The organism is Aquitalea magnusonii, assembly GCF_002217795.2.
Classification (GTDB): domain Bacteria; phylum Pseudomonadota; class Gammaproteobacteria; order Burkholderiales; family Chromobacteriaceae; genus Aquitalea; species Aquitalea magnusonii_B.
In genome coordinates this window covers 1,291,181-1,317,698 of the sequence record NZ_AP018823.1, presented here as the reverse complement: position 1 = coordinate 1,317,698, position 26,518 = coordinate 1,291,181, and the positions used below count along the sequence as shown (strand labels likewise).

The 26,518-nt window shown below is 60.3% G+C and carries 30 protein-coding genes; 24 read left to right on the top strand and 6 right to left on the bottom strand.

What is annotated here, in order from left to right; all coding sequences use genetic code 11:
- The first annotated feature begins 2 nt into the window (after positions 1-2).
- From DLM_RS06400 to DLM_RS06285, 24 genes are all read left to right on the top strand, one after another.
- Complete coding sequence (locus DLM_RS06400; protein WP_089083884.1) at positions 3-404, top strand: hypothetical protein; 402 nt, start codon at positions 3-5, stop codon at positions 402-404.
- Between the two features lie 10 nt (positions 405-414).
- Positions 415-1,320 (top strand): Mu-like prophage major head subunit gpT family protein, encoded by a 906-nt coding sequence (locus DLM_RS06395; RefSeq protein WP_089083883.1) that lies wholly within the window; start codon positions 415-417, stop codon positions 1,318-1,320.
- 43 nt (positions 1,321-1,363) lie between these two features.
- Positions 1,364-1,630: an HI1506-related protein gene (locus tag DLM_RS06390; protein ID WP_089083905.1), complete on the top strand. Its 267-nt coding sequence runs from the start codon at positions 1,364-1,366 to the stop codon at positions 1,628-1,630.
- On the top strand, positions 1,630-2,085 hold the full coding sequence (locus DLM_RS06385) for a gp436 family protein (protein WP_089083882.1): 456 nt from the start codon (positions 1,630-1,632) through the stop codon (positions 2,083-2,085). The genes DLM_RS06390 and DLM_RS06385 overlap by 1 nt, the downstream gene beginning before the upstream one ends.
- A complete protein-coding gene (locus tag DLM_RS06380) occupies positions 2,085-2,750 on the top strand; it encodes a DUF1834 family protein (protein WP_197715518.1) in 666 nt (221 codons plus the stop codon). The genes DLM_RS06385 and DLM_RS06380 overlap by 1 nt, the downstream gene beginning before the upstream one ends.
- On the top strand, positions 2,747-3,001 hold the full coding sequence (locus DLM_RS23630; protein ID WP_231960104.1) for a DUF2635 domain-containing protein: 255 nt from the start codon (positions 2,747-2,749) through the stop codon (positions 2,999-3,001). The genes DLM_RS06380 and DLM_RS23630 overlap by 4 nt, the downstream gene beginning before the upstream one ends.
- A complete protein-coding gene (locus DLM_RS06370) occupies positions 3,001-4,428 on the top strand; it encodes a phage tail sheath C-terminal domain-containing protein (protein WP_089083880.1) in 1,428 nt (475 codons plus the stop codon). Before DLM_RS23630 ends, DLM_RS06370 begins: the two co-directional genes overlap by 1 nt.
- A 73-nt stretch (positions 4,429-4,501) precedes the next feature.
- Complete coding sequence (locus DLM_RS06365) at positions 4,502-4,873, top strand: hypothetical protein (protein ID WP_045847861.1); 372 nt, start codon at positions 4,502-4,504, stop codon at positions 4,871-4,873.
- On the top strand, positions 4,870-5,253 hold the full coding sequence (locus DLM_RS06360; protein WP_089083879.1) for a hypothetical protein: 384 nt from the start codon (positions 4,870-4,872) through the stop codon (positions 5,251-5,253). The genes DLM_RS06365 and DLM_RS06360 overlap by 4 nt, the downstream gene beginning before the upstream one ends.
- Before the next feature lie 112 nt (positions 5,254-5,365).
- Positions 5,366-7,480 carry a phage tail tape measure protein gene (locus DLM_RS06355; protein ID WP_089083878.1) on the top strand — a complete coding sequence of 705 codons (2,115 nt, stop codon included), beginning with the start codon at positions 5,366-5,368 and terminating at the stop codon, positions 7,478-7,480.
- A complete protein-coding gene (locus DLM_RS06350; protein ID WP_089083877.1) occupies positions 7,480-8,769 on the top strand; it encodes a DNA circularization protein in 1,290 nt (429 codons plus the stop codon). Before DLM_RS06355 ends, DLM_RS06350 begins: the two co-directional genes overlap by 1 nt.
- The gene (locus DLM_RS06345) at positions 8,753-9,904 is read left to right on the top strand and encodes a phage baseplate assembly protein (protein WP_089083876.1); all 1,152 of its coding nucleotides are present in this window, start codon (positions 8,753-8,755) and stop codon (positions 9,902-9,904) included. The genes DLM_RS06350 and DLM_RS06345 overlap by 17 nt, the downstream gene beginning before the upstream one ends.
- Positions 9,901-10,233 carry a phage baseplate assembly protein V gene (locus DLM_RS06340; RefSeq protein ID WP_089083875.1) on the top strand — a complete coding sequence of 111 codons (333 nt, stop codon included), beginning with the start codon at positions 9,901-9,903 and terminating at the stop codon, positions 10,231-10,233. Before DLM_RS06345 ends, DLM_RS06340 begins: the two co-directional genes overlap by 4 nt.
- Positions 10,234-10,293: 60 nt before the next feature.
- Positions 10,294-11,444, top strand: a protein-coding gene (locus DLM_RS06335) for an IS3 family transposase (RefSeq protein ID WP_119313209.1) whose coding sequence is annotated in 2 segments (ribosomal slippage) — positions 10,294-10,531 and positions 10,531-11,444 — 1,152 coding nt in all. Because the reading frame shifts where the segments join, the coding sequence is not laid out codon by codon here.
- An 81-nt stretch (positions 11,445-11,525) separates the two neighbouring features.
- On the top strand, positions 11,526-11,759 hold the full coding sequence (locus DLM_RS06330; protein ID WP_167467046.1) for a hypothetical protein: 234 nt from the start codon (positions 11,526-11,528) through the stop codon (positions 11,757-11,759).
- A gap of 51 nt (positions 11,760-11,810) precedes the next feature.
- Positions 11,811-12,323 (top strand): hypothetical protein, encoded by a 513-nt coding sequence (locus tag DLM_RS06325; protein ID WP_145985778.1) that lies wholly within the window; start codon positions 11,811-11,813, stop codon positions 12,321-12,323.
- A 47-nt stretch (positions 12,324-12,370) separates the two neighbouring features.
- Complete coding sequence (locus DLM_RS06320) at positions 12,371-12,724, top strand: phage GP46 family protein (RefSeq protein WP_089085460.1); 354 nt, start codon at positions 12,371-12,373, stop codon at positions 12,722-12,724.
- A complete protein-coding gene (locus DLM_RS06315; protein WP_089085459.1) occupies positions 12,724-13,788 on the top strand; it encodes a baseplate J/gp47 family protein in 1,065 nt (354 codons plus the stop codon). The genes DLM_RS06320 and DLM_RS06315 overlap by 1 nt, the downstream gene beginning before the upstream one ends.
- A complete protein-coding gene (locus DLM_RS06310; protein WP_089085458.1) occupies positions 13,785-14,354 on the top strand; it encodes a YmfQ family protein in 570 nt (189 codons plus the stop codon). Before DLM_RS06315 ends, DLM_RS06310 begins: the two co-directional genes overlap by 4 nt.
- On the top strand, positions 14,355-15,335 hold the full coding sequence (locus DLM_RS23625) for a tail fiber protein (protein ID WP_089085457.1): 981 nt from the start codon (positions 14,355-14,357) through the stop codon (positions 15,333-15,335).
- Positions 15,336-15,344: 9 nt separating this feature from the next.
- A complete protein-coding gene (locus DLM_RS06300) occupies positions 15,345-15,920 on the top strand; it encodes a tail fiber assembly protein (RefSeq protein ID WP_089085456.1) in 576 nt (191 codons plus the stop codon).
- Between the two features lie 162 nt (positions 15,921-16,082).
- Positions 16,083-16,274 (top strand): Com family DNA-binding transcriptional regulator, encoded by a 192-nt coding sequence (locus tag DLM_RS06295; RefSeq protein WP_089085497.1) that lies wholly within the window; start codon positions 16,083-16,085, stop codon positions 16,272-16,274.
- Positions 16,246-17,076 carry a DNA cytosine methyltransferase gene (locus tag DLM_RS06290; protein WP_231960101.1) on the top strand — a complete coding sequence of 277 codons (831 nt, stop codon included), beginning with the start codon at positions 16,246-16,248 and terminating at the stop codon, positions 17,074-17,076. Before DLM_RS06295 ends, DLM_RS06290 begins: the two co-directional genes overlap by 29 nt.
- A gap of 256 nt (positions 17,077-17,332) precedes the next feature.
- Positions 17,333-18,766 (top strand): Shedu immune nuclease family protein, encoded by a 1,434-nt coding sequence (locus DLM_RS06285; protein WP_089085454.1) that lies wholly within the window; start codon positions 17,333-17,335, stop codon positions 18,764-18,766.
- 984 nt (positions 18,767-19,750) lie between these two features.
- Here DLM_RS06285 and DLM_RS06280 read toward each other — a convergent pair.
- Genes DLM_RS06280 through DLM_RS06255 form a run of 6 tightly spaced genes read right to left on the bottom strand, consistent with a single transcriptional unit; the run spans position 19,751 to position 26,508 of the window.
- Entirely contained in the window at positions 19,751-21,967 is a 2,217-nt protein-coding gene (locus tag DLM_RS06280) for a sensor histidine kinase (protein ID WP_089085453.1), read from the bottom strand.
- A 9-nt stretch (positions 21,968-21,976) separates the two neighbouring features.
- Entirely contained in the window at positions 21,977-23,176 is a 1,200-nt protein-coding gene (locus DLM_RS23840) for a methyl-accepting chemotaxis protein (protein WP_119313207.1), read from the bottom strand.
- 2 nt (positions 23,177-23,178) lie between these two features.
- A complete protein-coding gene (locus DLM_RS06270; RefSeq protein ID WP_089085452.1) occupies positions 23,179-23,544 on the bottom strand; it encodes a response regulator in 366 nt (121 codons plus the stop codon).
- Entirely contained in the window at positions 23,541-23,792 is a 252-nt protein-coding gene (locus DLM_RS06265) for a hypothetical protein (RefSeq protein WP_089085451.1), read from the bottom strand. The genes DLM_RS06270 and DLM_RS06265 overlap by 4 nt, the downstream gene beginning before the upstream one ends.
- The gene (locus DLM_RS06260; RefSeq protein ID WP_089085450.1) at positions 23,783-26,137 is read right to left on the bottom strand and encodes a chemotaxis protein CheA; all 2,355 of its coding nucleotides are present in this window, start codon (positions 26,135-26,137) and stop codon (positions 23,783-23,785) included. The genes DLM_RS06265 and DLM_RS06260 overlap by 10 nt, the downstream gene beginning before the upstream one ends.
- Complete coding sequence (locus DLM_RS06255) at positions 26,137-26,508, bottom strand: response regulator (protein ID WP_089085449.1); 372 nt, start codon at positions 26,506-26,508, stop codon at positions 26,137-26,139. Before DLM_RS06255 ends, DLM_RS06260 begins: the two co-directional genes overlap by 1 nt.
- Positions 26,509-26,518: the final 10 nt, after the last annotated feature.

The following is a 26,518-nucleotide window of genomic DNA, read 5'->3' as shown; positions in this document are numbered from 1 at the left end:
CCATGGCCCAGACCAACAAGGACCGCAACACGCCCATGATGGACGGCCAGTTGCTCAATCTGCCGATGGCATCGGGTATCAGCATACCGGCCGGCACCATCGTCACCGTGCATAACAGCACGGGCATGGCCTATGCCGGTGTTTCCAACGTCAACACCGTGGCCATGGGCCGCGCCGAGGAGAACAAACAGAACAACGGGGCTGATGGCAGCGTGTTCATTCAGGTGCGCCGGGGCAAGGCCTTCAAATGGGACAACAGCCCCACCGACCCGGTCATCGCCACCGGCCTGGGCCGCCCCTGCTATGTGCAGGACAACCAGACCGTCTGTCGCAGCGGTAATGGCCTGAGCCTGGCCGGCACCGTCATCCAGATCGACCCGGACGGCGTCTGGGTACTGATGTAAGGAGCGCTTCATGCTGATCAATGCCAACAACCTCAAGACCATCTTCCTCAACCTGAAGACCATCTTCAACAACGCTTTCGAGGCCGCACCCAGCCAGTGGCAGGAAGTGGCCATGCTGGTGCCGTCCAGCGCCCGGCAGAACGACTACGCCTGGCTCAGTCGTTTCCCGCGCATGCGCAAATGGATGGGTGACAAGGCGGTCAAGGCGCTGGAAGCCTCGAAATACACCATCGTCAATGACGACTGGGAAGCCACCGTCGAGGTGGACCGCAACGACATCGAGGACGACCAGCTGGGCATCTACAAGCCGCAGGCCGAGATGGCGGGTTTCTCTGCCAAGCAGCTGCCGGATGAAATCGTGTTCGAGCTGGTGAACCTGGGTTTCAGCAGCCGCTGCTACGACGGTCAGTATTTCTTTGACAAGGACCACCCGGTGAATGGCAAGTCGGTGTCCAACCGGGGTACGGCCAAACTGTCCGCTGCCAGCGTGGCGGCAGCACGCGCCAGCTACGGTGCCGCCCGCACCGCGATGCGCAAATTCCGTGACGACGAAGGCCGACCCCTCAACATCACCCCCAATGTGCTGCTGGTGGGGCCCGCGCTGGAGGACGAAGCCAACGCACTGATGACGGTGGACCGGCTGGAGGATGGCAAGGCCAACCCTTACAAGGGCACGGCCCGCGTGGTGGTGGCACCGTGGCTGAACTCCGACAGTACCTGGTTCCTGCTGGATACCAGCAAACCGGTGAAGCCCTTTGTCTACCAGGAGCGCAAGCGCCCGGAATTCGTGCAGCAGACCGACCCGCAGGCCGACGACGTGTTCATGCGCAAGCGTTACAAGTTCGGGGCCGAAGCACGCGCGGCCGGCGGCTATGGCTTCTGGCAGCTGGCCTATGGTTCTGACGGCACGGCCTAAAACCGGCAAAACCCGCTTTGATCCGATTTTCAAGGGGACAAACATGATTCGCATCACCGCACGGGACGACGGCTTCCGCCGTGCCGGCATGGCACACAGCGCCACGCCCACCGAACACCCGGACGAGACCTTCACCCCGGAACAGCTGCAGGAACTCAAGGCCGAGCCGCTGCTGCTGGTGGAAGTGCTGCCCGACCCACAGGCCGAAACGACCGGCAATGGCGAGCAAGTGAAGGAAGAAACCGACCCGCCTGCCGACACGGCCAAAACCACGGCCAAGGCCAGCAGCAAAGCCAAGGGAGCAGCCTGATGGTCGCCACGCAGGATGCACAGGCTGCCCGCCAGCCTTACGCCACGCAAGATGAGATGACGGCTCGTTTTGGTATGCGCGAGGTCATCGCCCTGACCGACCGCGGCCTGCACGGCGTCATCGACGTGGACGTGCTGCAAGCGGCGCTGGTGGATGCCTCGGCAGAAATCGACGGCTATCTGGCCGCCCGCTATGCACTGCCGCTGGCCGGGCCGCCGCGCATCATCAGCGGCTATTGCTGCGACATCGCCCGCTACCGCCTGTGTGGCAGCGAAACCCTGCAAACCGAGCTGATTCGCGAGCGCTACCAGGACGCCATCCGCTTTCTCACCCTGGCCGCCGCCGGCAAGGTGACGCTGGGCGGCATGCCAAACGGCGGCGTGGCGGCTACCGACAACACCGTGCAGTTTCAGCCGGGCAGCCGCGTGTTTGCCCGTGATGCCGGAGGCTATTGATGATTGCCCTGATCGAAAACGCCCTCATCCAGCGCCTGCAACAGGGTCTGGGCCAGCTGGTGCGCGAGGTAGGCAGTTACAGCGGCGAGCTGGACGACGACCTGCCCGAAGCCATCCGCCGCTTTCCGGCGGTGTGGGTGACCTTTGGCGGCATTGTCGACAGCAAGCCGCGCAGTACCAGCCGCCAGCAATACCGGGTGCAGGGCCAGTATGTGGTGATGGTGGGCGAACGCTCGGTACGCAGTCACCAGGCAGGCCGCCAGGGCGGCCCCGGCGCTGGCGAGGTCGGCAGCTATGCCCTGGTGCGCGCCGTGCGCCGCCTGCTGACTGAACAGGATCTGGGCCTGGACATCAGCCCATTAAATCCCGGCAAGGTACGCACCTTGTTTAACACCCGTCTGGCCGACCAGGCCTTCAGCGTGTTCGCCTGTGAATTTGCCTGCAGCTGGCTGGAACAAGCCTTACCGCTGGGCGGCTGGCCCACACCACCGCTGCCGGATGCCCAGGGCCTGATTGATGCCAGCCACCCCGATGCCGTGTTCAGCCTGGCGCATGGCCAGACCGGCGTGGCCGACCCGCCCTTGCTGGGTATCGGCCTTAACTACCACCTGTCCCCGGACGACGGCCAGGCCGACGCCCAGGACATGCTCAGGAGTACCCCATGAACGTGATTGCCGCACCCGGCCTGCAAGTGCCGATGGAAGACCAGCCGCGCCGCTACATCAGCGACAGCGAATCTGTAACGGTGGAGCCGACTGCCTATTACCTGCGCCAGCTGGCCGATGGTGACCTGCTGGAGGAAGACCAGGCTGACAGCCAGGATCTGGCTGCCCTCGACCACCTGCCCGACGACAGCGCCGAGCTGGCCGCAGTCGGTGTCAAAAAAACCGCCAGCAGCAAGAAAGGAACAGCCTGATGGCCAGCCAGCACATCAACTTCGACACCATCCCGGCCAGTACCCGCAAGCCGGGCCATTACTACGAATTTAACACCCGGCTAGCAGTACGCACCCTGCCGGGCAACCCGCAGCGCGTGCTGGTGATTGGCCAGCGCCTGGCGTCCGGCAGCCAGCCCGCCTTGCAAGCGGTGGACGTGTTCAGCGATGCCAAGGCCGCCCAGCTGTTTGGCCAGGGCAGCCAGGCCCACCTGATGGCGCGGGCAGCAATTGTCGCTAACCCCTATTTGCAGCTGTCCGTCATCGGTGTGGACGATGCACCAGCCAGCATCGCCGCCAGCGGCAAACTCAAGCTGGAAGGCAGCGCCAGCAGTGCCGGCGTGTTCAGCCTGTGGGTCGGCAACCAGCGTATTGATATTGGTGTGGCCAACGGCGACAGCGCGGCCAAGGTGCTGCAAAGCCTGCATGCGGTGTTTTACACCCGCATTGCCGATTTCCCGGTCAGCGCCAGCCTGGAAAACGGCAGCATCACCCTGAGCGCACGCAACAAGGGCAGCCAGGGTAATGGCATCCGGCTGCGCAGTCAGTGCACTGCCACCGGCCTGCTGGCCAGCCATCCGGCCAACCTGACCGGTGGCAGTGTGGACCCCGACCTGCGCCCGGCACTGGCTGCGGTCGCCGCTGCCGGTCATCAGATCATTGCCAGCCCGCTGGCGGAGGCGGAAGCCCTGCAACAGCTACGCCAGCATCTGGAGTTCGTCTCCGGCCCCATGGAGCAGCGCGGAGCCATCGCTACCGCAGGCTGGCCGGGCAGCCTGGCTACCGGCACCGCGCTGATGGCGCAGATTAACAGCGGTCGCATCAGCATGGCCTGGCATCGCGGCTCTTTCGCCCTGCCATGCGAGATTGCCGCCGGTTACGCCGCCGTAGCGGCCAGCGAGGAAGACCCGGCCCGCCCGCTCAACACGCTGGAAATCAAGGGGCTGGATGTGCCGCCGCTGGCCGACCAGACCATGCGCACCGAGCAGGAAAACGCCCTGTACAACGGCCTCACCCCGCTGGAAGTCGGCCCAGGCGGCCGGGTGCAGATCGTGCGTGCCGTCAGCAGCTACACCCGCGACGCCCAGGGCGTGGAGGACGAAGCGCTGCTGGACCTTACCACCATCCGCACGCTGGACTATGTGCGCCGCGCCTGCCGCCAGCGCACCACCCAGCGCTTTCCCCGCGACAAGCTGTCCGAACGCACGCCGGACAAGGTGCGCAGCGAAATCCTGGATGTGCTGTACAAGCTGGAAGAGCTGGAAATCCTGGAAGCGGTCGATGCCAACAAGGACGGCGTGCTGGTAGAGCGCGACCAGCAGAACGTGGGCTGGCTGTGCGTGCGCATTCCGGCGGATGTGGTGAATGGCCTGCATGTGATTGCCGGCCGCATCGACCTGCTGCTGTAAACCACCAGACAACCCGGCAGCGACCGGAGGCCACCAGACCTGAGAAAGCCGCTGCTAATACCAGGAGCACACCATGCTGGAAGAATACGCCGGGGCCATCGTGCTGGAAGTGAATGGCCAGGAGGTGGAAGTCATCGACCTGTCCGTCACCGGCAAGACCGGCCGCAAGCTAGTCAAGACCATGAACAAGACCGGCCGCGCCAAGGGCTTTGCCAAGGGTATTGCCGAATACGACCTGGCCGCCACCGTGGCCATCCCGCTGTCCGGGGACCTGGACTGGGACGGCATCGAAGGCGAAAAACTCACCGTCTACCCGCTCAGCCCAGGCGGCAAGCGCACCAGCTATCTGGACTGCTTCAGCACCGAGGTGGGCGAGAAATACAGTGTCGATAACGAAGCCCGCCGCGACATCAAGCTGCAGGCCTTACGCAAGGTAGAAGAATGATGATGACCGAATCCGGACAACTGCTATACGGCGTGGAATGGCCAGAAGGCTCTGGCCAACTGCATGTCGACTTCACCCTGCGCCTGCCCACCATCGGTGACAATATTGCCGCCATTGAGCAGCACGGCGTGGCTTCCAATATCCGCATCAACACCGCAATGCTGGCCAGCTGCCTGGTAAGCCTGGGCAACATTCCGGCCGAGCAGCTGGATTTTGCGCTGGTCAGCCGCCTGGTGGATGACGACTTCGACACCCTGGCCAGTGCCCGCGACGCCCTCAAAAAAAAGCGCAGGCAGCCGAGCAGCAGCTTGCCGGCTACCGACTCACCGTCCTTGCCCTTGGCCGCTACGGCATCAGCGAATCCGCCATCCGCCAGCTGAACCAGGCGCAGCTGGACGGTTATCTGGCCGCCCTGGCCCGGCTGCATGGCCACAAGACCGGCAGCCGCAGCCAGACGCAGCGCATTACCTCCTTGCGCAGGAAACCCGTTAAATGAGCCGCAATATGGAACTGGCGCTCACCCTCAAGGCGCGTGACGACATGTCGCGCACCGTGGGCCGCGCCCTGCAAACCATCAGCCAGGAAAGCCAGCGCGCCGAACGGGCGGTGGTCGGCCTGTCGCGGGAAAGCCAGCGCATGGCCAGCGCCCGCGAAACCCTGGGCATCCGCGCTGAGCGCGCCATCCAGCGCGAAATCGCCCAGACCGAAGCTGCCTACCAGCGCCTGAGCCGCAGCGGCAGCCTGTCCGCCCGCGAACAGGCCCGCGCTTATGACGCCATGCGTGACAAGGTGGGCAAGCTGCGACAGGAAATGCAGGGCGTGGAGAGGCAGCAGAGCAAGCTGATTGCCGGGGCCAAGGGCTTGGCAGCAGTCGCAGCGGGGGTGACAGTCGGTGCGCGGGTATTGTCCGGCCCGGTGAAACAGACCATGGGCTATGAACGTCGGCTGGCCATGATGGCCAATACCGCCTATGCCGACCGTAATCTGTCGGGCCGCAAGCAAGGGATGGTCGAACTGGATAACACCATCAACAGCGCCGTGCGTCATGGTGGTGGCACTCGCGAAGAGGCGGCCGGCACCCTGGACAACCTGATTGCCTCCGGGGCCATGGACATCAAGACGGCCAGCAGCTTGCTACCCACCTTGCAGATGATGGCCACCGGCACCGGAGCCGATCCAAAGCTGCTGGGCAATATCGCCATCCGTGCCATGCAGACCATGGGCATCAAGCCGCAGGAAGTCTCTTTCATCCTGGACCAAGCCATCATGGCAGGCCAGAAAGGTGGCTTTGAACTGCCGGACATGGCCAAATGGCTGCCACAGCAAATGGCAGCAGCCAAACTCAGCGGCATCACCGGCAAGGATGGCATGGCAAAGCTGCTGGCGGCCAACCAGGCTGCTGTCATCACCGCCGGCACCAAGGACGAAGCTGGCAACAACCTGGTGAACCTCCTCACCAAGATCAACAGCCAGGACACGGCCCGCGATGCCGCCAAAATCAGCGCCACCACCTTCCGCGAAAAGCGCAGGGGCGAACAAGGTATTGACCTGTCCGGAACCCTGGCCCGTGGCCGCGAAAAAGGGATGGATGCACTGGACAGCTTTATCGGCCTGACTGAAAAAGTCATCGGGGGCGACAAACGCTATCAGGCCATTCAGGACAAACTCAAGCACACCACCGACAAGGATGCCCGCCTGGAGCTGATGAAATCCCAAGGCGACATCCTGCAGGGCTCAGCCATTGGCAAGCTGATTCAGGACCGCCAGGCCCTGATGGCTCTGGTGGCCATCATGAACAATCGCGACTACATGCAGGACATCGAAAAAGCCTTGCCCAATGCTGCAGGCACCGGCCAGGCCAATTTTGATCTGATCGCTTCTACTCCCGCGTTTAAAACCGAGCAGCTTGCCAATGAACGGGCCATTGCCACACAGAAAGCCATGGAGGGACTGAACGGGGCACTGGGAGATGCCGCAGGCAAGCTGGTGCAGTACGCCCAGGAATACCCTGGCCTGACCACCGCCCTGGTGGCTGCCGGTACCGCAGCGGGGGCCTTGGCTGCCGCAGCCACCGCTGCGGCCATTCCGCTGGCGCTGATTGGCAAGGGCGGGATACCTGGTTTGCCTGGGGGTGGTAGTGGCGGTGGTGGCATTGTCCGCAATGCAGGTCAGATCGCTCTGCGAGCATTACCGGTGGCCACAGCTGGCGCGGTGGGTTATGGCATCGGCAGTCTCATCAATACTGGCATCACCAAGACGCTGACTGCTACGAATAATGGCAAGGAACGCACACTGGGCACCTGGCTGTACGATTTGATTCACGGAGACCAGGATGCAAAACAATTGGCACCTACGCCCATCAAACGCAACGCCCCCGATCCCGGTGCCCCTATTGCCCAGTCCGGTTTTAACGCCCCGGCCCCGATGCCGCCGCTGGCACTGCTGCAAGCCAGTGTCGATGCCTCCAGCAAGATGAACCTGGCCGCCGACAAGATGCAGCAAACCAGCCAGCAGCCCATTCCGCTGCATGTCACGGTGGATGTTCAGAACGGCAATATCGTGGCCGCCGTCAACCAGGCCAACAGCCTGATGCTGAGGAGAAACTGATGTCCTGGAAGAATAACCTACTGGACGCCAGCTTCCGCGGCTTGGTGTTCGACTGCCTGCAAACCGAGGACGAGGCCGAGCGCGATACCGCCAGCCATGCCTACCCGTATATAGACGGCGAGGACGTGGAAGACCTGGGGCGCAAGGCGCGCCAGCTGCGGCTGACGGCGGTGTTTTTTGGTGACGATTACGACAGCCGCTTGCAGGCTTTTCTGGCGGTGCTGGATGAACCCGGCCATGGCGAGCTGATTCACCCGGTATTCGGCAGCATGGCGCGCATGCAGCTGCTGCGCCATGTCGTCCGTCACTCCGCCGAGGAGGTGGATTACTGCACGGTAGAGCTGGCCTTCAAGGAAGCCACGCCCAGCCAGCCTTTCTTTGTGCAACAGCTACCGGCACAGCAGGCACAAGGCCTGGCCTTGCAGGCGGATGCTGCCCGCCTGGCTGGCATTGCCGTGTTCGAGCAGGCATTGTCCCGGTTGCAGCAATGGCAAGGCCAACTCGCCCCCTTGCAGGCGCTGGGCGCTGTGATGACCGGCACGCTGGCGGCAGTGCGCAGCCAGCTGCATGGTCTGGTCGCCGGGGCCGGCTTGCTCGACAGCCCCCGTGCCTTTGCTGCGGAGCTGGTGGGGCTGCTGGACGGGCTGGTGGACCTGCGCGGCTTCGACACCGACACCATCGCCAGCGACTGGAACAGCCTGGCCCGGCAGCTGGACCGCATCGTGCTGCTGCCGGCACAACTGGCCAGCCCGTCCAATACCAGTGATGCCACATCACCGGTCAACAGCCTGCCGCCCGCCAGCACTGACAACGCCATTCCAGCCCCAAGCCTGCCCGCGCGTGCGCAAGACGTGGCCCAGCTCACTGCCCTGGTGCAGTTGCTGACCGCCAGCACGCTGGCCAGCACCGCCAGTGAGCTGCTGGCCGATCAGGCCGAGCAGCCCACGCTTACCCCGCCGCAGTTGGAAACCATGGCCAACGATGTGCGCCAGCTACTTCAAGCTGGCATCACCAGCCATCAGTCAGCCTACCCGCTGGAGCAGGCACGCCCGGTGATTGAGGCGTTAAAAGACACGGCACTGGCGGTGCAGGAAGCGGCGCGCACCGTTATTGCGCTGGCCCCGCCCCTGATCCAGCGCCGGGTGGAGCAGGACGGCAATCTGCACCTGCAGGCATTTGCCTGGTATGGCGATTACCGCCGTGCCGCTGAGCTGGCCCGCCTAAACCCCACACTACGTAACCCCAACCATCTGCACGCCGGAGACCTGCTCAATGCCTACGCCCGCTGATACCGTGCCTGCCGACCACATCGTCAGCCTGCTGCTGGCTGGCAAGGCCCATCACACATGGAGCAGCTACGAGATCGACTCTGATCTGCTGACCCCGGCTGACGCCTGGCAGTTGCAACTGGGCCTGCCCGATGGCCGCCTGCCGGCAGCGCTGCAAGAAGGCGCGGCAGTGCAACTGCGCATTGGCCGCGACCTGGTGCTGAGCGGACGCATCGACGACATCGAGGACCCGATAGAGCACGGCGCGCACAGCCTCACCCTGCGTGGGCGCGATGATGCGGCGGTGCTGGTGGACTGCTCCTCGCCCATCTTCACCCGTCGCCAGGCCACGCTGGCCGACATCGTCGCCCAGGTGGTCAAGCCGCTGGGGCTGAGCAAGATTCGCATCGACGCGGCGCTCAGCCTCACCCGCGAAAAAGTCAGCGTCGAACCCGGCGACAGCGCCTGGGACACCCTGCGCAATGCGGCCGAGGCCAACGGCCTGTGGCCGTGGTTCGAGCCGGACGGCACGCTGGTGATTGGCGGGCCAGACTACCAGCGCCCGCCGGTGGCCAGCCTGATCCTGCGCCGCGATGGCCAGGGCAATAATGTGGAGCGCCTGCATCGGGTGCGCAGCATGGCCGGGCGTTACTCGGACATCACCGTGCTGGGCCAGTCACATGGCAGCGCGTTGCAGGCCGGCCGCCACGCCATCAAGGTGGTGGAGCGCGATAGCAGCGTCAGCGTGTACCGCCCGCGCATTGTCATCGACCACGACGCCGACAGCCTGGCCGCTGCCCGCGCCCGGGCACGCAAGATACTGTCGGACTCGCGCCTGCAAGGCACCACCCTGCAAGCCACGGTCAAGGGCCACCGCACCAGCGCTGGCCTGCTGTGGACGCCAGGCCAGCGCCTGCATGTATTGAGCGAGCCGCACGACATCAACGGCATTTACTTTTTGATGGCGCGCCGCTTTAGCGGTGGCCGTGGCCGCCCCAGCCAGACCCTGCTCACCCTGAAAGAAGACGGAGCCTGGGTACTGGACGCCCACCCGCACCAGCGCAGCCACCGCCGTGGCAAGAACAGCAGCGCCAGCGAAACCCTGGTGGCGGTGGATGTCAGCCGCCCTAATACCCTCAGCAAAGGCCAGCCATGACCCCAGACATCGACCGCCGCATCAGCCGTGCGCTGGCCGGCATCCGCCAGGCCTTCCGTGGCGTGCTGGGACTCACCAGCAACGGTGCTGCCAGCCAACTGGCACAGGTGGAGGGCTTGGCCGACGAGCCTTTGCCCGATCTGGAGCTGTTCCAGCAGTTTGGCTTCAGCAGCAACCCACCGCCCGGCACCGCCGTCGTGGTGCTACCGCTGGGCGGCAAAACCAGCCACGGCATCATCATCGCCACCGAAAACGGCCAGTTCCGCGTGCAGGGCCTGGCCCCCGGCGAAACGGCGGTGTTTAACGCCTTCGGCGATACCTTTGTATGAATCGCCCCTCCTTTCCTAGACACTTCGCGAGCCTCACACTAGGCCCCACAAGGAGGTGTCATGAGCAAGCCGCGTTTCCCCGAAGCGTTCAAGATTGAAGCAGTCAAACAGGTAACCGAGCGTGGTTACCCAGTGGCCGAAGTCGCCAGCCGTCTCGGCGTATCTGCCCACAGCCTGTATCAATGGCTGAAACGCTTCGACCCCAAGCGCGCCCAACCGGCCGAACCCGCAGACCAGCAAGCCGAAATCCGACGTCTCAAGGCAGAGCTCAAACGGGTCACCGAGGAGCGCGACATCCTAAAAAAGGCCGCCGCATACTTTGCCAAGGAGTCCGGGTAAGGTATGCCTTCATCCGGGCCCATGCACAGCAGTTCCCTATTCGACGTCTGTGTCGTGTTATGTCGGTGCATCCCAGTGGCTACTACGCCTGGAAAGCATCCCCGCATTCACCACGAGCGCGTGAAGACCAGCGCTTGCTGGAGCACATCAAGCAGGCGTGGCTCGAAAGTGGCGGTGTCTATGGCTATCGCAAGGTGCATGACGACTTGCAGGCTCAGGGAGAGCGCTGTGGCAAACATCGTGTGGCTCGGCTGATGAAGCAGGAAGGCTTACGTTCGCAGACGGGTTACCACCGGCGTCCTGGGCATTACCGTGGCCGCCCGGCAGTGGTGGCACCTAACCACCTGCAACGCCAGTTCACCGTGAATGAACCGAATAAAGCTTGGGTGACCGACATCACTTATATCCGCACGCATGAGGGGTGGTTGTACCTGGCGGTGGTGCTGGACCTGTTCTCGCGGCAGGTGATTGGCTGGTCGATGCAGTCACGTATCGATAGAGAGCTGGTGCTGAATGCCCTGTTGATGGCGGTATGGCGACGTCAGCCCAAGCAGGAGGTACTGGTGCATTCCGACCAAGGAAGTCAGTTCAGTAGCTACGATTGGCAGGACTTCTTGAAAGCTCATCGCTTGGTGCCCAGCATGAGTCGGCGTGGGAACTGCCACGACAATGCCGTGGCAGAGAGTTTCTTCCAGTTGCTGAAGCGGGAGCGCATCAAGCGCAAAACCTATCACGACAGGGAGGAGGCCCGGCGGGATATCTTCGATTACATCGAAATGTTCTACAACCCGAAACGCCGGCATGGTTCCGCAAACGGGCTATCGCCGGTAGAGTTTGAGAAGCAATATTTCCAACGGCTCAAGAGTGTCTAGAGAAGCCGGGGCGATTCAGTATTTAAAGACGGCCAGATAGCAGGCACGACCAAAACCTTTACCCTCACCGCTACGGAAGGCATGCGCTTTGATAGCCCACAGGCCGAATTTACCGGCCAGGTCATGGTACGCCAGCAACTAACGGGCCAAGGCGGCATGGCCATCAAAGGGGGTGATGGCGCGGTGTTCAGCGGGGATGTGCGGCAGGAAGGTGGCAGCTACCAGACCGATGGAGATGTGGTGGCGGGTGGGGTGAGTTTGCGCAAACACAAACATCCGGGGGATTCAGGCGGGGTGACAGGCGAACCAACCTGAAACACAATCTGACATGTTAGTATCATTTTTCATTAACAAATGGTGCAACTTATGGATATGCAACCTCAAAAGCCTCTTATTGATTGGCTTCTTAGCATTGATCGCGAAGAGTGCGTTGATATTTTATTTTTATCCTTTCATTCTTCAGATAAGTTCCTAACGGACTTCCCACGCTTTGAAAATAGCAGTGAAGTTGAGAGCTTCCTGCTAAAAGTTAGTGACTGGATCGACCTAGCAGAAGATTCATATTTTGAGCGTCTTGGACGCATATTGGCTGTAAAGTCAGCTATCGAGTACATCGTGGCAATTCGTTCAAATTTGTCCACATGGAAAGATGCTTTACAACGAAACCAAGCAATGCTGCAGGAGGCTACATCCTCTGCGAATTCGCCTCTAGCGAATAGCGTAGATATGCTTACCAACCTAGCTGCAAAAATTCCTGAGAGAGAGGCTAAGTGGAAAGTGATTGGTCCATCTTGGGCAGTACTTGTTGAAAACTACTTATCCCATGAAAAACTAGAAAACTGGTCGTTCAGCGCGATGTCCCACAAGCACACCCACTGAACCCCCTCAGCTAACCCCGCCTCCCACCATGCCCCGACAATCGGGGCATGGACGCTTTACTCGACCCCCACACCGCCAGCTATGCCGGTAGCCGTACCAGCACGCTGGCCAATGCCGTTTACCTGCGCCTGGCCACGCCGCTGGGCAGCTGGTGGGCAGACCCCTCACTCGGCTCACGCCTGCATGAGCTGCAACGGGCAAAAGACCTCAGCCGCATCGACACGCTGGCACGGCAGTATGCCGAGCAGGCGCTGGCCCCCTTGTTGCAGGACGGGCGTGCCAGCCGCATTACGGTAGACAGCCAGCGGCCCCGGCCCGGCTGGCTGGTTTTGCTGATTGCCGTTACCGCTGCCAGCGGTGCGTTGCAGACCTTCCGTTATCCGGTACGGGTGGGCGGCTGATGGCTTATCCCTTGCTCACCATGGCGCAGATTCGCGCCGACATGCTGCGCGATATCCGCAACCTGCTGCCGGAGGCCGATGTCGGCGCGGATTCCGACTATTTCATCCGCGCCACCTCGGTGGCCAGTGCGGTGGAAGGCCTGTACCAGCATCAGGCATGGATGGTGCGGCAGATCTTCCCCGACACCGCCGATCATGATTATTTGCTGCTGCATGCCCGCTTGCGTGGCCTGGCCCCCAAGCCTGCCGTCACCGCCAGCGGCCGCATGCTGTTGCGGGGCAATCCCGGCAGCCCCGTCGCCGCCGGGGTGCAGGGCAAGTGGGGCGACCAGTTGTATGTCAGCCGTGAGGCCGGGCTGATCGGAGCCGATGGCACAGCGACACTGGCCGCCGCCGCCATGCAGGCCGGGCTGGCAGGCAATGCGCCAGACGATGCCCGGCTGGAGCTGCTGGCCCCGCCACCCGGTGTGCAATCGGCTGCTGTGCTGACTGAGATGCGTGGCGGCGTGGAGGAAGAAAGCGATGCTGAGCTGCTCGCCCGTCTGCTGGACCTGATCCGCCGCCCGCCGGCCGGTGGCAATGTGCATGACTACCGGCGCTGGGCGCTGGAAGTGCCGGGCGTATCGGCGGCCTATGTCTACCCACTACGGCGTGGGCTGGGTACGGTGGACATCATCATTACCTCAGCCGGTGGCCTGCCATCGGTGGAGACGCTGGCCGCAGTGCAGACGCATATCGACGCACTGCGCCCGGTCACCGCCAGGCACAGCCTGGTGGCCGCGCCCACGGTGCGGCTGGTGGATGTGGAGCTGCAACTGGCGCTGTCCGGCCTGACGCTGGAACAAGCCCGGCTGCAGCTGACACCGCAGTTGCACACCCGTTTCGACCAGTTGGCCCCTGGTCAGCTGCTGGTCCGCAGCCAGTTGGAAACGCTGGCCTCCAGCCTGCCTGGGGTGGTGGACCGCCGCATTGTGCTGCCCGCCGCCAATGTGCAGCCGCTGGTAAATGAGCAGCGGGTGGAATGGCTGCGGCTGGGCCGACTCGACATCAAGGCCATGCCATGAGCCACGCCACGCTTTTGGCACTACTGCTGCCACCGCAATCCTATGCCCGCAACGCCCAGCCCTTGCAGATCGAGCTGCAGGCCGAAGGCCGGGCTCTGGATGTGGCCGAGCGGGATGGCCTGCAGGCGGCTGCGGCCATCTCGCCCTTCTTTGCCGAATACACCTTGCCGGACTGGGAGCGTGTGTGTGGACTCACTCCGCCCAGCGGCGCGGGCTATCAGCAGCGGCTGCAGGCGGTGCTGGCCAAGCTGGCGGCCACTGGCGGACTGAGCATCCCTTACTTCCAGCGGCTGGCCAGCAGCCTGGGTTACCGCATCGACATCGTCGAGCCACAGCCTTTCCGCGCTGGCATCAACCGGGCCGGCGACATGCTGCAGGTGGCCGACATCCTGTGGGTGTGGCAGGTGGTGGTGCATGCCGCCCAGGTGCAGGCCTGGCGTTTCCGCGCTGGCCAGTCCACTGCGGGCGAGGCGCTGGCCAGCTTTGGCGACCCGGTGATTGAAACCGTGTTCCGCGAGCTGAAACCCGCCCACACCTTTGTCTACTTCGCCTTTCAGGAGGGCTGAATGCAGAAGATCAACACCCCGGACAACCTGTTTCACGATGGCGACCCGTCCAGCGGCGCGCTGGGCACCATCGTTACCGCCGCCTGGCTGAATGCCATGCAGGGTGAGCTGGTGAGCGTGATCGAGGCGGCCGGCATCAAGCTGGATGCCGCAAAAACCGACCAACTGCGCCTGGCGATTGCCAAGCTGGTGAGCGATGCGGCCGCGCCACTCAAACATGGCCACGCGTGGGCGGACGTCAGCAAGACCCCCACCACACTGGCAGGGTATGGCATTACCGATGCGCTGCCCCTCAAACCGCTGCTGGGCGCAAAGGTGGATCTGGACGGCATTATCAGCACCGGCTGGTATCACCAGTCACTGAATAGTAATGCCGCCAGTGGCAGCAACTACCCGACACCCACTGCGGGCATGCTGTCGGTCTATGCCTCAGACACCATGGTCTATCAGCTCTATCAGGACTTTCAGGGCAAGCGGCTGTGGTGGCGGGTCCAATACAACGACACTTGGTCGGCCTGGCAGTCCGGTGCGACCCTGGATGACATCGCCACCACCGTACCTGCCGGTCACGTAAGTTTCTTTGCCCGCAGCAGTGCGCCACCGGGTTATCTCAAAGCCAATGGCGCAGCCCTCTCGCGTAGTGCCTACGCCAACCTGTTTGCTGCCATCGGCACCACCTTTGGCGCAGGCGATGGTGCATCAACGTTCAACCTGCCGGATTTGCGTGGTGAATTCGTGCGCGGCTTTGATGATGGGCGGAGTGTTGATCCCGGCAGGCTGTTCGGCAGCGCGCAAGCGGATGAACTCCGGTCGCACTATCACGAGTATCGCTTTGTTGGCAGCGCTAGCTCTTCGACACCCGATGATTACGTTTCCCAAGGGGGATCGTGGCCACGCAATTTCCCTGGTTCTACCGGACGTACCGGAGGGATTGAAACCCGCCCACGCAACATCGCATTGCTCGCCTGCATCAAGTTCTAAGGACAGACCATGCATATTTATCACTACGACCCGCTGACTGCCGTCTACCTGTTTGCCGGCGAAGCCGACCCTTCACCACTGGAAGATGAAGTCTGGCTGATTCCCGCCCATGCCACCGCACTGCCCCCGCCGGAAGCGGATGACAAGGTAGCGGTATTTGTGGACGGTGCCTGGCAATTGCAGGATGAACATCGGCAAATCCCGCTTTGGCAGGCTGACGGTACGCCCTACAGCATTGGCGAGACGATTGCAGCACAGGTTTATCATGGTCTGGGGCCACTGCCTGACTGGCTCACCGCGACACCACCGCCAGGGCAGTTCATGTGCTGGGATCATGACCAAGCGAAATGGAAGCTGGACGAAGATGCACAGCGCGAGGATGCGGCAGCCGCTGCTGCTGCAGAACTCGCCCGGCGACGCAAGGAGGTAGATAGCGCCATCGTTCCGCTGCAGGATGCCATCGACCTGAACATGGCCACCGACAGCGAGAAAAGCAGCCTTGCCACGTTAAAACGCCGCCGCGTGCTACTGGCCCGCGTACCGGAGCAGCCGGCTTACCCCATGCACATCGACTGGCCTGATTAGACGGCCCTGCATTATTGAGAGACAGCGACCGGATGGGTGCTACCAACACCCACCCGGCCAGCTGACCCGCAGACGATACCTGCAAGTCACCCCAAGGCTGCCACTTTCTGCGCAGAAAGCCCGGACAGTCTAACGGTTAAACGGTCCCGGACCACCTTGCCGATGTCACTACCCGAAATCCGCTGCGGCCATTGCGGCCGCAAACTCGCTGAGGGCCACGTGCTGGTCCTCAGCATCAAATGCCCGCGTTGCCGGGCACACAATCACCTGAAGGCCGCCGAGCCTCCTGCCAGCGCGTCATCGCACGCCACTGCAAAGGATGCACATGCATGGCCCACACCCCACCATCGGTAGCCTGTTCGCCGGCATCGGCGGCTTCGACATCGGCTTTGAAAACGCCGGTTTCACCACCGCCTGGCAAGTCGAAATCAACCCCGTCTGCCGCGCCGTCCTCGCCGACCGTTTCCCCCATGCCCGCCAGTTCGACGACGTGCGCACCGTCGGAGTCCACAACCTCAGCGCTGTTGATGTCCTGGTCGGCGGTTTTCCCTGCCAGGACCTGTCCACCATGGGTGCCCGGCAAGGCCTGGCCGGCCAGCGCTCTGGCCTGTTCTTTGAAGTCTGCCGCCTCGCCCGTGAGTTACAACCTCGCTGGCTGGTCCTTGAAAACGTCACGGGGCTGCTCTCTTGCCGAGATGGCCAGGATTTCCAGACAGTCATTTCCACGCTTGCCGAATGCGGGTATCTGGGATGCTGGCGGGTGCTGGATGCTTCATGCTTCGGAGTCCCCACAAAACGCCGTCGCGTATTCATTATTGCCGGTCTTCACGAACAGCCCCCCATCGAGCTGCTGGCTGACGCCAGCCCAGTGGCAGCAGTTCCTGGCACGCCGCCAGCGCAACAATCCGGGCTCAAGCCTTTCCCTACTTTACTTGCCGGACAAGCTGCCAGCCAGATCCCTATCAATGGCGCAGGCCTCGTCGCTCAAGCCGGTGGATGGGATTCGATGGCTGACCGGGCCAGAGCGTCTCGCGATCATGGGCTTTGCCTCGGACTGGATGCGACCAACTTTGCAGAGGCTCAAGCTGCCGGCAACGCCGTTGTGCCGCAAGTCGTGGAATGGATCGCCCGGAAGCTGAGGGGGACTTATGTGTAGGGAGGGAGGGTAAGCAGGACGAAGGGGGCGGAGGCCCCCTTTTATGCATTGTGGATTAGGAGTAAGGTGACGGGTATCGGATAGGTGCGGGTGTTCGCTTAATGGCGACATAGGACTGCTCGAGGCCAGTTGCGGCCTTTTAGGCCGAAATACATGATCGACCAAGTGAGATTCGAGGCCGGCCAGGAACTAGCATCGACACTCGATAGCTTATACTCGCCAGCAGTAGATAACGACTCGGACGAAGGGTTGCAAAATGGCAAATGGGACGGGTGGAGCTGCGGTCGCGCCGCAGCCGTTTAGTGATGGCGACGTACTGGAAGCGAGTTTCCACCTTGAAGCAGCGACCGAGGGCACCGAGCCTGCACGAAAGCTCTTCCTGCGAACGTACAGGCTCGCCAACGCTCAGACTCGAACTTGGCACGAAATGCCTAAGGAAGACTGGCCGCTGCTGGCAACTATCTTTCCGAACAAGATCATCATGCGGCCGATCCATGTAAATCCGCACGCACAACGCTACCTGACGCCCAAGAACGGACGTTTCACTACGGTTATCTACGTCGATGACTACGACGACAAGTTGCCGGATGACGCTGAGGCTGCAGCGTCGCACATTGAATTGCGCTTAGCCTGGGGTATCTTTGACCCTCCGGGCAATGGCCTCGGTCTGAACAAGCACCTTGACCCGATGTGGCAAAGCCTATCGCGGATTCAGGGCGCCGATGACCTCGTGATCAGTCGACACCCGGAAATGCACGCCAAAGACGGCGTGATTTCGATTAGCACTCAGGAAGTCGACAAGCTGCGTCGCGCCTTCAATCGGGTCACGACGAATGGCCGTAAACTGATTCGTCAAACAAAGCAGGGCATCGTGCACGACGACTTGCTGACAAGGCTTGACCCCGAACGATTCCGTCGAATCGTGCAGGTGAAGACGCCCCTGGTCGAGGTTCGACGCGAGAGCGCGAAGCAGGCTGCGGCCCGGGAACGCGCCGAGCGTCGATCCAACGTGCAGGCCGTGCGCAAGCAGCTCGGTGAGCTAGTCACCGAAGCTCCCCAGGAGCTGATGACGCTACACGCCGAGATTGAACGGGTGACGCTCGCAAAGATGATCGAGGCATTCAAGGCGAAGCTTGCCGGCAAACTCACGGAACCGCACTGGCAGACGTTCTTTGAACAGAACAAGTTCGTCCTGAGCTTGGCCTTTGCGCGGCCCGTCGAGCTGACCCATACGCAATTCCATGCAAAGGGTTCCACCTTGACAGGTGCAGGTGCTCAGATCGGCGACTTCCTGTTCAAGGAATATGGTCAAGCACTTGCCATAGTTGAAATCAAAACGCCGGAGACGGCCTTGCTGCAGGGCACAGCCTACCGCGGTCAGGAGGTCTTTGGTCCGACTTCGGATCTCTCCGGTGCAGTGACCCAGGTGCTGTTTCAGCAGAGCGAGCTTAGGCAACGCTGGATGACTCATTTGAATGACACCCCAGCCCTGCGCCTGTCCGGTGCAGATGTCATCAAGTGCGTGGTCGTCGCAGGCCGCATCCCCACTGATCCGAGTAAACTGCGCAGCTTTGAGGTGTTCCGAAACGCGTGCAGGGACGTGGACATAGTCACCTTTGACGAACTTCTAGCGAAGCTTGAGTTCCTGGAGAAGCAACTGACACCGGAGTCAGAACCAGACCTGTTCTGACTCATGACCCTGCCACAGTTCTAACGGTCGCCAGCACCAACAGACATCGCCCAGTACCCTCTCATTCTTCAAGGCACTGAGGCCCACAGAACGGTTGCTGGGGGGCACAATGGTGATGCCGGTTTGTGGAGACCAGAGACGGTGACAGGCAATTCACTGTTTAGCTCAGGTGTCACCGCGTGAATCTTGGGCTGGGTCATACCGGCGGGCGGTACTCAACAGGTATTTTTGGATGCTCTGCCACACCGTTGAACGTCCGCCTCTGCAGCAAACCGCAATGGGTCGAAAGCAGTCGACAACCAACATGACACCCTGCCTTCAGCCAGGATGTTTTCATTTCAGGTAGTGGTAGAGCACGGAGAACCAGGACTTGACTACCCTCCTCCATCACAGGGAAAAGTAGCGGTAAGGAAGCGTTATATTTTTGCGTACCGGTGACAAAAGAAGCGCAAATAGTGACAAAAACCCTGCAAATTGGCGGTGACAATTAAAGTGCAAACGAGTGCCAAAACTGCCGCAAAGTTACAGTGTGCAAAACAATCCGCGACGTTACACTCTTATCGCCAATGTGTAGGAGTGTTGTGTAGAACTCAGGGGCAAATAAGCCTTGCAGAACCTGAATTTACTGTAAAAACAACACTTTAGGGGTGTTTGGCGGAGAGGGGGGGATTCCGAATTTCACCACAAAATCCCCTTATTTTCTTGGCACTTTTCATACTTCTACACACTAAAACGACAGCCTTTGTGTAGAAGTCTTCTATCCCATTGTAGTATATGCATTCACGCTTCGTAAAATTATTTAGGTGCCACGGTATTGGCAAGATAAAAGAATTAACCTAATTTTTTACTCACCTCGTGACCAAAGCGGTCTGTGCGTATTTCAAAGAGATATGCCTGATTCCACTTAAATACAGGTCATGCCATTAACCAAATTTGAATACAGTCCTCAGGGCCATTAAGAAATCTGCACGACCTGCAGCTGATTCAGGCCTTGCCAGCAAGCACTTCTCCAGAACACTGCAGTGCATATAAAGCAGCAATTTGAGCATGCTCCTCCTGCTGCAATGGACACACCAGCTTGTCATGCAATGCTTGTGCAACTTCACTCATCTGATGAGCCCCTATCTGACTTGAGGCAGTGGCTATTCGGGACAGCAAGGCCCTGGCCTCGGACAGGCGGCAATTTGACAACGCTGGCCACAGCAGTTTCAGGTCATCCGCATTGTCTTCCAGAAACATGGTCAGTATTTCTTGCTCACACACCACGTCTGCGCCTGACAAGGCGACGAGCGCATGGTGGTCTACAGTAAAGCGGCGGCACTCTGCCGGCCACTCCCGACAAATCGTCCGCATCAGGTCCAATTCATCGGTAAAGGAAAGAATTCCGGACTGTGGCGGAACGGCTTGCTTGCCTGCCAGAACCCATAATGATGACTGCTCCGTCTCTGACAACAAGCGTGACAGCCTGCTACCGGCAAAAGTCATGCTGTCATCCGCTTGAGCGCAGTAAATGATTCGCCTCGGCTGAAGACTGCTGATCATCAATGCGGCATCTTCGAGTGTCGTTGCCAGCGTCAGCTGCATTCCTCTTTCCTGCAACAAATGGCCGACCACATCTGCCAGCATGGCGGACGGTGCAATCATCAATACCGGGTGGTCCTTCCCTCCCGGCTGGATTGATATTTTTTCTCCCTGACGCAGGGGGATTTGCACTGTGGCACTGATGCCGCCTGTGCTATTGGATTCCAGTTGCAGTGTTCCGCCCAGCAAGCCAATCAGCGACCGTGCCAATGCCAGTCTCAGGCCAAGGCCATCATGCGAGCGGGCAGTACTACCGTCAGTTTGCGTAAACAGCTCACCTACTCTGGCAAGCTCGCTTTTGCTCATGCCGATGCCACTGTCTTCAATCCTTATCACCAGCTCATCCTGAGTCGTAGTGGTAAGGCAATCCAGGCTGACTGATACCTGGCCAACCCTGGTGAACTTAACTGCATTATCGAGCAGCTCGGCAATGCTTTTCCCCAGGTAGCGCCGGTCACTCTTGATCAGTACATCAGCTGGAAGCTTGTTGCTGTAGCGCACATCCAGCTGCTTTGCCGCCGCAGCAGATCGACAGCTGGGCAACAGTTCATCCATCAATCCATTGATGGAAAATGTTTGCGCATCAGCGCGGATGGACGCGGTTTCCAGGCGGGTCCAGGCCAGCACATCGTCAATCATGCCCAACAGCTTGTTGGCTGCGGTTTCAATTTCCTGGGCATAATCCCGCTGCTCTTCATCCAGCTCACCCATGCACAGCAGCTCCAGCATGCCCAGGATGGCATGCATCGGTGTGCGAAACTCGTGGCTCATCACGGCAAGGAATGAAGACTTGGCCTGACTGGCCAGATCTGCCTGCTTCCTGGCTGCATCGAGACTGACATTTATCTGGTGATAATGGCTCATGTCAGTCACTGACAGAATCATGCCGCCAAACGCTGCCCCCGCCCGTACCAGTTGCCCGTCAATAATCAGACTACGCTCAGTACCGTCCATGCAGCGCATGGTTCTTTCAAATCGGAATGCTTCGCCACCTGCGAATCCTTGCCGGATGATCTCTTGCAAGGCACGGTATGTTTCCGGCTCCGGGAAGCACTCGGACAGCTGGTTGACGACTTCAATATCTGCACACAGCAAGTGTCTGCCAGAGGGGTTGATGCGCAAAATCGTTTCTGATGCATCAATATGCAATAACGGTACGGGTACGGCGATGAACAGTGCCTCACTGAGCTGCAGCAAATTGCGTTGCAACTGCTCTGCATGCTGCTGACGCTGTCTGTCCGAAGCCAGCTGTTCACACAAGGCCAGCCAGCCGAGCCACATAGAATCTGGCGGTATGGTTTCCTCACCATCATGCAGCAAGAGGCCGCACCGTCCGCCGGTCAGCACCACCGGACAGGACTGGATGCCCGTTTCAGGCCACGCAGCATCCCCATGTGTGTAGATGCATGTGCCCCCGACCGGACCGGGAACCTGCAAAGACCAATGCCGCGCGTGACACACCGCGGCCAGTTCGTCCCCAAGCAAGGCAAAGAAATCCGCCGGGCTGCAATCCCGTCCAATCATTCCCGCCAGACGCAAGGGAATATTGCTCTGCTGCGCGCCATCCTGACTAGCCTGACGGTGGTGATGTCTTACCCTGGATAGTCTGGACGTTTCCATGTGGCACCATCAGAAAAGTTCGACCTTTGGGGCCTCATTTTCGACTTTCCCGCCCATCCTTCTGGAAAAGTCCTCGCGCTGGACATGCATTACATGCCCCTCCCCCAGCTGCCGGACAATGGTGCTGATATCGCTCACTGTCATATCCACACCCTGCTTGATGCTCGCGGCCATTTGCTGCTGGTGCTCAGCCGAGCTGGCAGCAACGCGCACCAAGTGCTCCAGTTGCTGCCGCACGATATCCTGAAACTGCATTTTCTCCAGTGCCAGCCCCACGCCACCGGCAATGGCCTGTACTGCCGCATGCACATGAGAGGTGAAGCCTTGCTGCTCCTGCACCACCGCGGCCAGGTGGTCATTCATTTGCAGGAACTGACTGGAAATAAGGGAAAGTTTTTCACCTTCGCGTTCATGCAGGTCCATACGCATGATCTGTTCCAGTTCTGCCGCAATCGCAGCGGTGACCGCAGCAATACCATCAGTAATCTGCGCAGCGGCACTGTCAGTCTGGACCGATAGGTTGCGCACTTCATCTGCCACCACCGCAAATGCGCGGCCATGTTCACCGGCACGTGCGGCTTCGATGGCTGCATTCAGTGCCAGCAAATTGGTCTGGTTGGCTATTTTGCGGATCAGTTCGGCATAGGGTTGCAGCCGCTCCACCTCAACAGAAACCTTGGCAATACGCGACTGTTCTTCCTGTTGCCGCGTGGCTCTTTCTCGTTGCATATTGCCCAGCTCGGTGATGGATTCACGATTCATGCTGGCTTCCTGGCGGGACGATGCCACCAGCCCGGATGCATGCTCCAGGAAGTTGCCGGTTTCCGAGACAATCTGTCGACTTGTCTCTTCTATACCCTGCAACCCTTCCATAACGCCGATGGCTGCGGCTTCCGTAGTGCGCTCTATGTCTTTGAGCTGGTCTTGCAGGAAACCGTTGAGGTCTGCATATGCATGCAGCTGAGTGGCTACCTTTTCAGTCTGCTGATCATTTGCTTGCTGTTGCACCGGTACGGGCGGTGTGGAGACACGCGGTTCGGTCAGCAGGCAGACAGCCAGCACCACACCTTCAGCAAGCACCATGTACCAGCTGACACTGCCCGACCAGCTCAGCAGGACTGTGGCCAGCAGGACCACCGCCAGACATGCCCAACGCACGAGAGCAAGTTTCGCGCGCGGGTCAGGGGCAGGTTCTGTTTCACGCATCATGTTCAGGCTCCTGGCAGCACCTGGCGAATCACCTTGAGCAGATCCGCGCCAGTAATGGGCTTGACCAGCCAACCGGTGGCCCCATGTTGTTTTGCCACATCCCGACTGGCCTGCTGGGTTTCGGTAGTCAGTGCCAGAATAGGGGTGAAGCGCAGCAACTTTCTGGCTTCCTTGATGAGCTCCAGTCCATTCATGTTCGGCATGTTGATATCGGTAATCATCAAGTCAGGGCGCAACCCGGTCTTCAGTTTGTCCAGACCCTGCACACCATCCGCGGCAGTAACCACGGTAAAGCCACTCATCTCAAGGGTCTGGCGCAAGCTCATGATCATGGTTGCGGAATCATCGACCAGCAGAATGGTTTTCATGCCTCACTCCTTTCACGCTGCAACAAGGGAAATACATAGCCGGCCATGAATCCATCACGTGGTGGCTTGAAATGCTCGATACGGCTGACCAGCAATGCCTGGAACACAGCGGCATGAATGTGCTCGCAATCCTCCAGATCGACTGTTGCGGCTTCCTGGTCTGCCAGCCAGACCAACAGTGTCTCGGCATCTTCGACACCAACCTGTCCGACCAAACGGGCAGAGCGCCCTTCAAAAATCAGAGGCATAGCAGCAACTCCTTGGGATTGATCACCATCAGGACGGTACCGTCTCCCAGCAGGGCCGTACCCGAATACACGGACAGTTGCGCCAGGATGCCCTCCATGGGCTTGAGAATGATGTCCACGGTTTCGCGGAACTCATCCACGACAATGCCTACGTTTTCCGCACCCATGCGCAGCACCAGAACCGCCAGCTCGTCCTGCTCGTTGGCCATCTGCTCCTCATCCAGCGCCAGCAAGGCATTCAGGCCGTACAGGGGAACAATACGGCCACGCAACACGGTGGAGCGATTGTGCTTGAAATGACGGATCTGGCTTCGCGCAACCCTGACGGTTTCCACCACCATTTCCATCGGCACACCGAAGATCTGCCCGGAAGACTCGATAATCATCACATTGGTGACGGCCATGGACAGCGGCAGAGCAAGTTGCAACAAGGTGCCCTCTCCAACCTTGCTTTCCAGCTGGAAACTGCCATGCACGGCTTCAATGGCGGAGCGCACCACATCCATGCCCACACCCCGCCCGGACAGGTCGGAAACTTGCTCCGCCGTGGAAAATCCGGGATGGAAAATCAGCTGGATTGCATCCGCATCGCTCAGGCTTTCAGCCTTGGCAGCATCGATCAATGACTTTTCCATGGCCTTGCGCCGCACATGGGCCGGATCTATCCCCTTGCCATCATCTCGAATCTGGATGATGACCCGGTCTGCCTCCTGATGGGCACTGATGCGGATGCAACCCTGGGCGGGTTTGCCGGCAGCAAGACGGGCCTCGGGTGATTCGATGCCATGGTCCAGGCTATTGCGCAGGATATGGATCATCGGCTCGGCAAGCCGCTCGATGACATTCTTGTCGGCTTCGGTGTCCTCTCCTTCAAGAACCAGCTCCACCTGCTTGTGCAGTTTTTTCGACAAGTCACGCACCAGGCGGGGGAAGCGCTGGAAGATGGTGCCCACCGGCATCATGCGTACCTGCATGATGGCATCCTGCATTTCTTCGGCAATGCGGTTGATCACCAGATATTGGGATTTGATTTCGCGTGCCAATTCGCGGTTGCCGAACTGGTTTTCCGCCTTTCCAGCCAGGTATGGCAGCGCATTCTTGGCCACCACCATTTCGCCGATCAGGTCCATCAGCCGGTCTACCTTTTCCTGGCTGACCTTGAGTACCCGGCTGGCCTTTTCAGCAGATTCATCCGTCCGCCGGCCAGCATCCTCCTGCACCGGGCCGGCAACGGGAGCACTGCCTGCCAGGGCACTGCTGGTGCCATCGACGAAACCTGCCGGATTACCATCTCCGCCGCGCAGCAAACGCAAGACAGGTTCGGCGCTCTTGAGCTCGATGCACCGGTCATAGGCCTGGGACAGCGCTTCCAGCATGGGTTGCGACTGCTGATAGCGATAAAGATTGGCCAGGGTCTGCACCACGGACTGCAAACGCCCTTCCCAGATACCCGTATCCGCCGGCAGTTCAAGAATCTTGCGCTGCGTTTCAACAATCTTTAACCAGGCCGTGTGCTCTTCTTCTGAAAGGGGACGCGGGTCAGATTCGGCTTCATCCAGATAGAAAACCGGGCGGAATGTCGAGCCCTGTAATTGCCGCACCTTTGTATAGGGGGCCATGTAGCGGAACAGCTCTTTGAGTGCCTGACCGTCCATGCGGCATAGAAAGCGGATTTCCAGATTGCAACGATAGATGTCCAGTTCCGCCATGTCGGGCCAGGGGCTGACGGGTTGAATGTCGAGCCAGCGTAAACCCTCTACCTGGCGCAACTGCAATAGCGGGTCTTCCCCACTGAAAAAGCATTCACTGTCAGGCTGATAATGCACGGCACTCAGGGGATGACTCTCACGGGCAGCATCATGCTTTTCCTGTTCAAGCACGTTGGCGGGAAAGGATTGCAACCAGTCGGCAACCACGGCCGGGCTCTGTGGCTCAACTGGACGCACCGCCGGGCCGGCCTGCCCCAGACAGCCTTTCAGGGCAGTGGCAATCTGCGCGGCTCTGTCATCCCGCAGTACTTGCAATTCGCCACCGGTTTCCAGATCGTCCAGGCAGTCGGACACGAAGTCGGCCCACTCCAGCAAGATATCTGCATAGTCGGCCACAAAAGGCAGTACGCCGTTGCGTACCTGGTCCAGCAGGTCTTCGGCATGGTGGGTAGCCCCCGCCAATGGTGTCAGTCCCAACAGCCCGCTATTGCCTTTCAGCGTATGGATGCTACGGAACAGGGCATTGATGACTTCCTTGTCATCCGGAGCATGCTCCAGTTGCAGCAAGGCACGGCCGATGGTTTCCAGCCCTTCGCGTGCCTCCTGCACAAACTGTTCAAGTAAAGGGTTGTTCATCAGTCAGGCTCCCCCAGTAACAGTCGTGTCAGCAAGGTCAGCTCCACCGGTTTGGCCGGCTTGATGATGTAACCGTTGGCGCCTGCCATATAGGCCACCACTACATCACCTTCCTTGGATTCGGTGGACACCATGATGGCCGGGCTTTGCATCAGGCTCAGGTCGGCACGCAAGGTCCGTACAAAGGTATATCCGTCCATCTTGGGCATGTTGATGTCGACGATATAAAGGTCGTAGGGCGACTGCATGGCCTTTTCCAGCGCCTCGATACCATTCACGGCCTCGTCCACGCTCAAACCGGCATCGGTCAGTATCTTGCGGTGATAAAGTCGCACGGTGGCGGCATCATCAACAATCAGTACGCGTTTCATACCTGAGCCT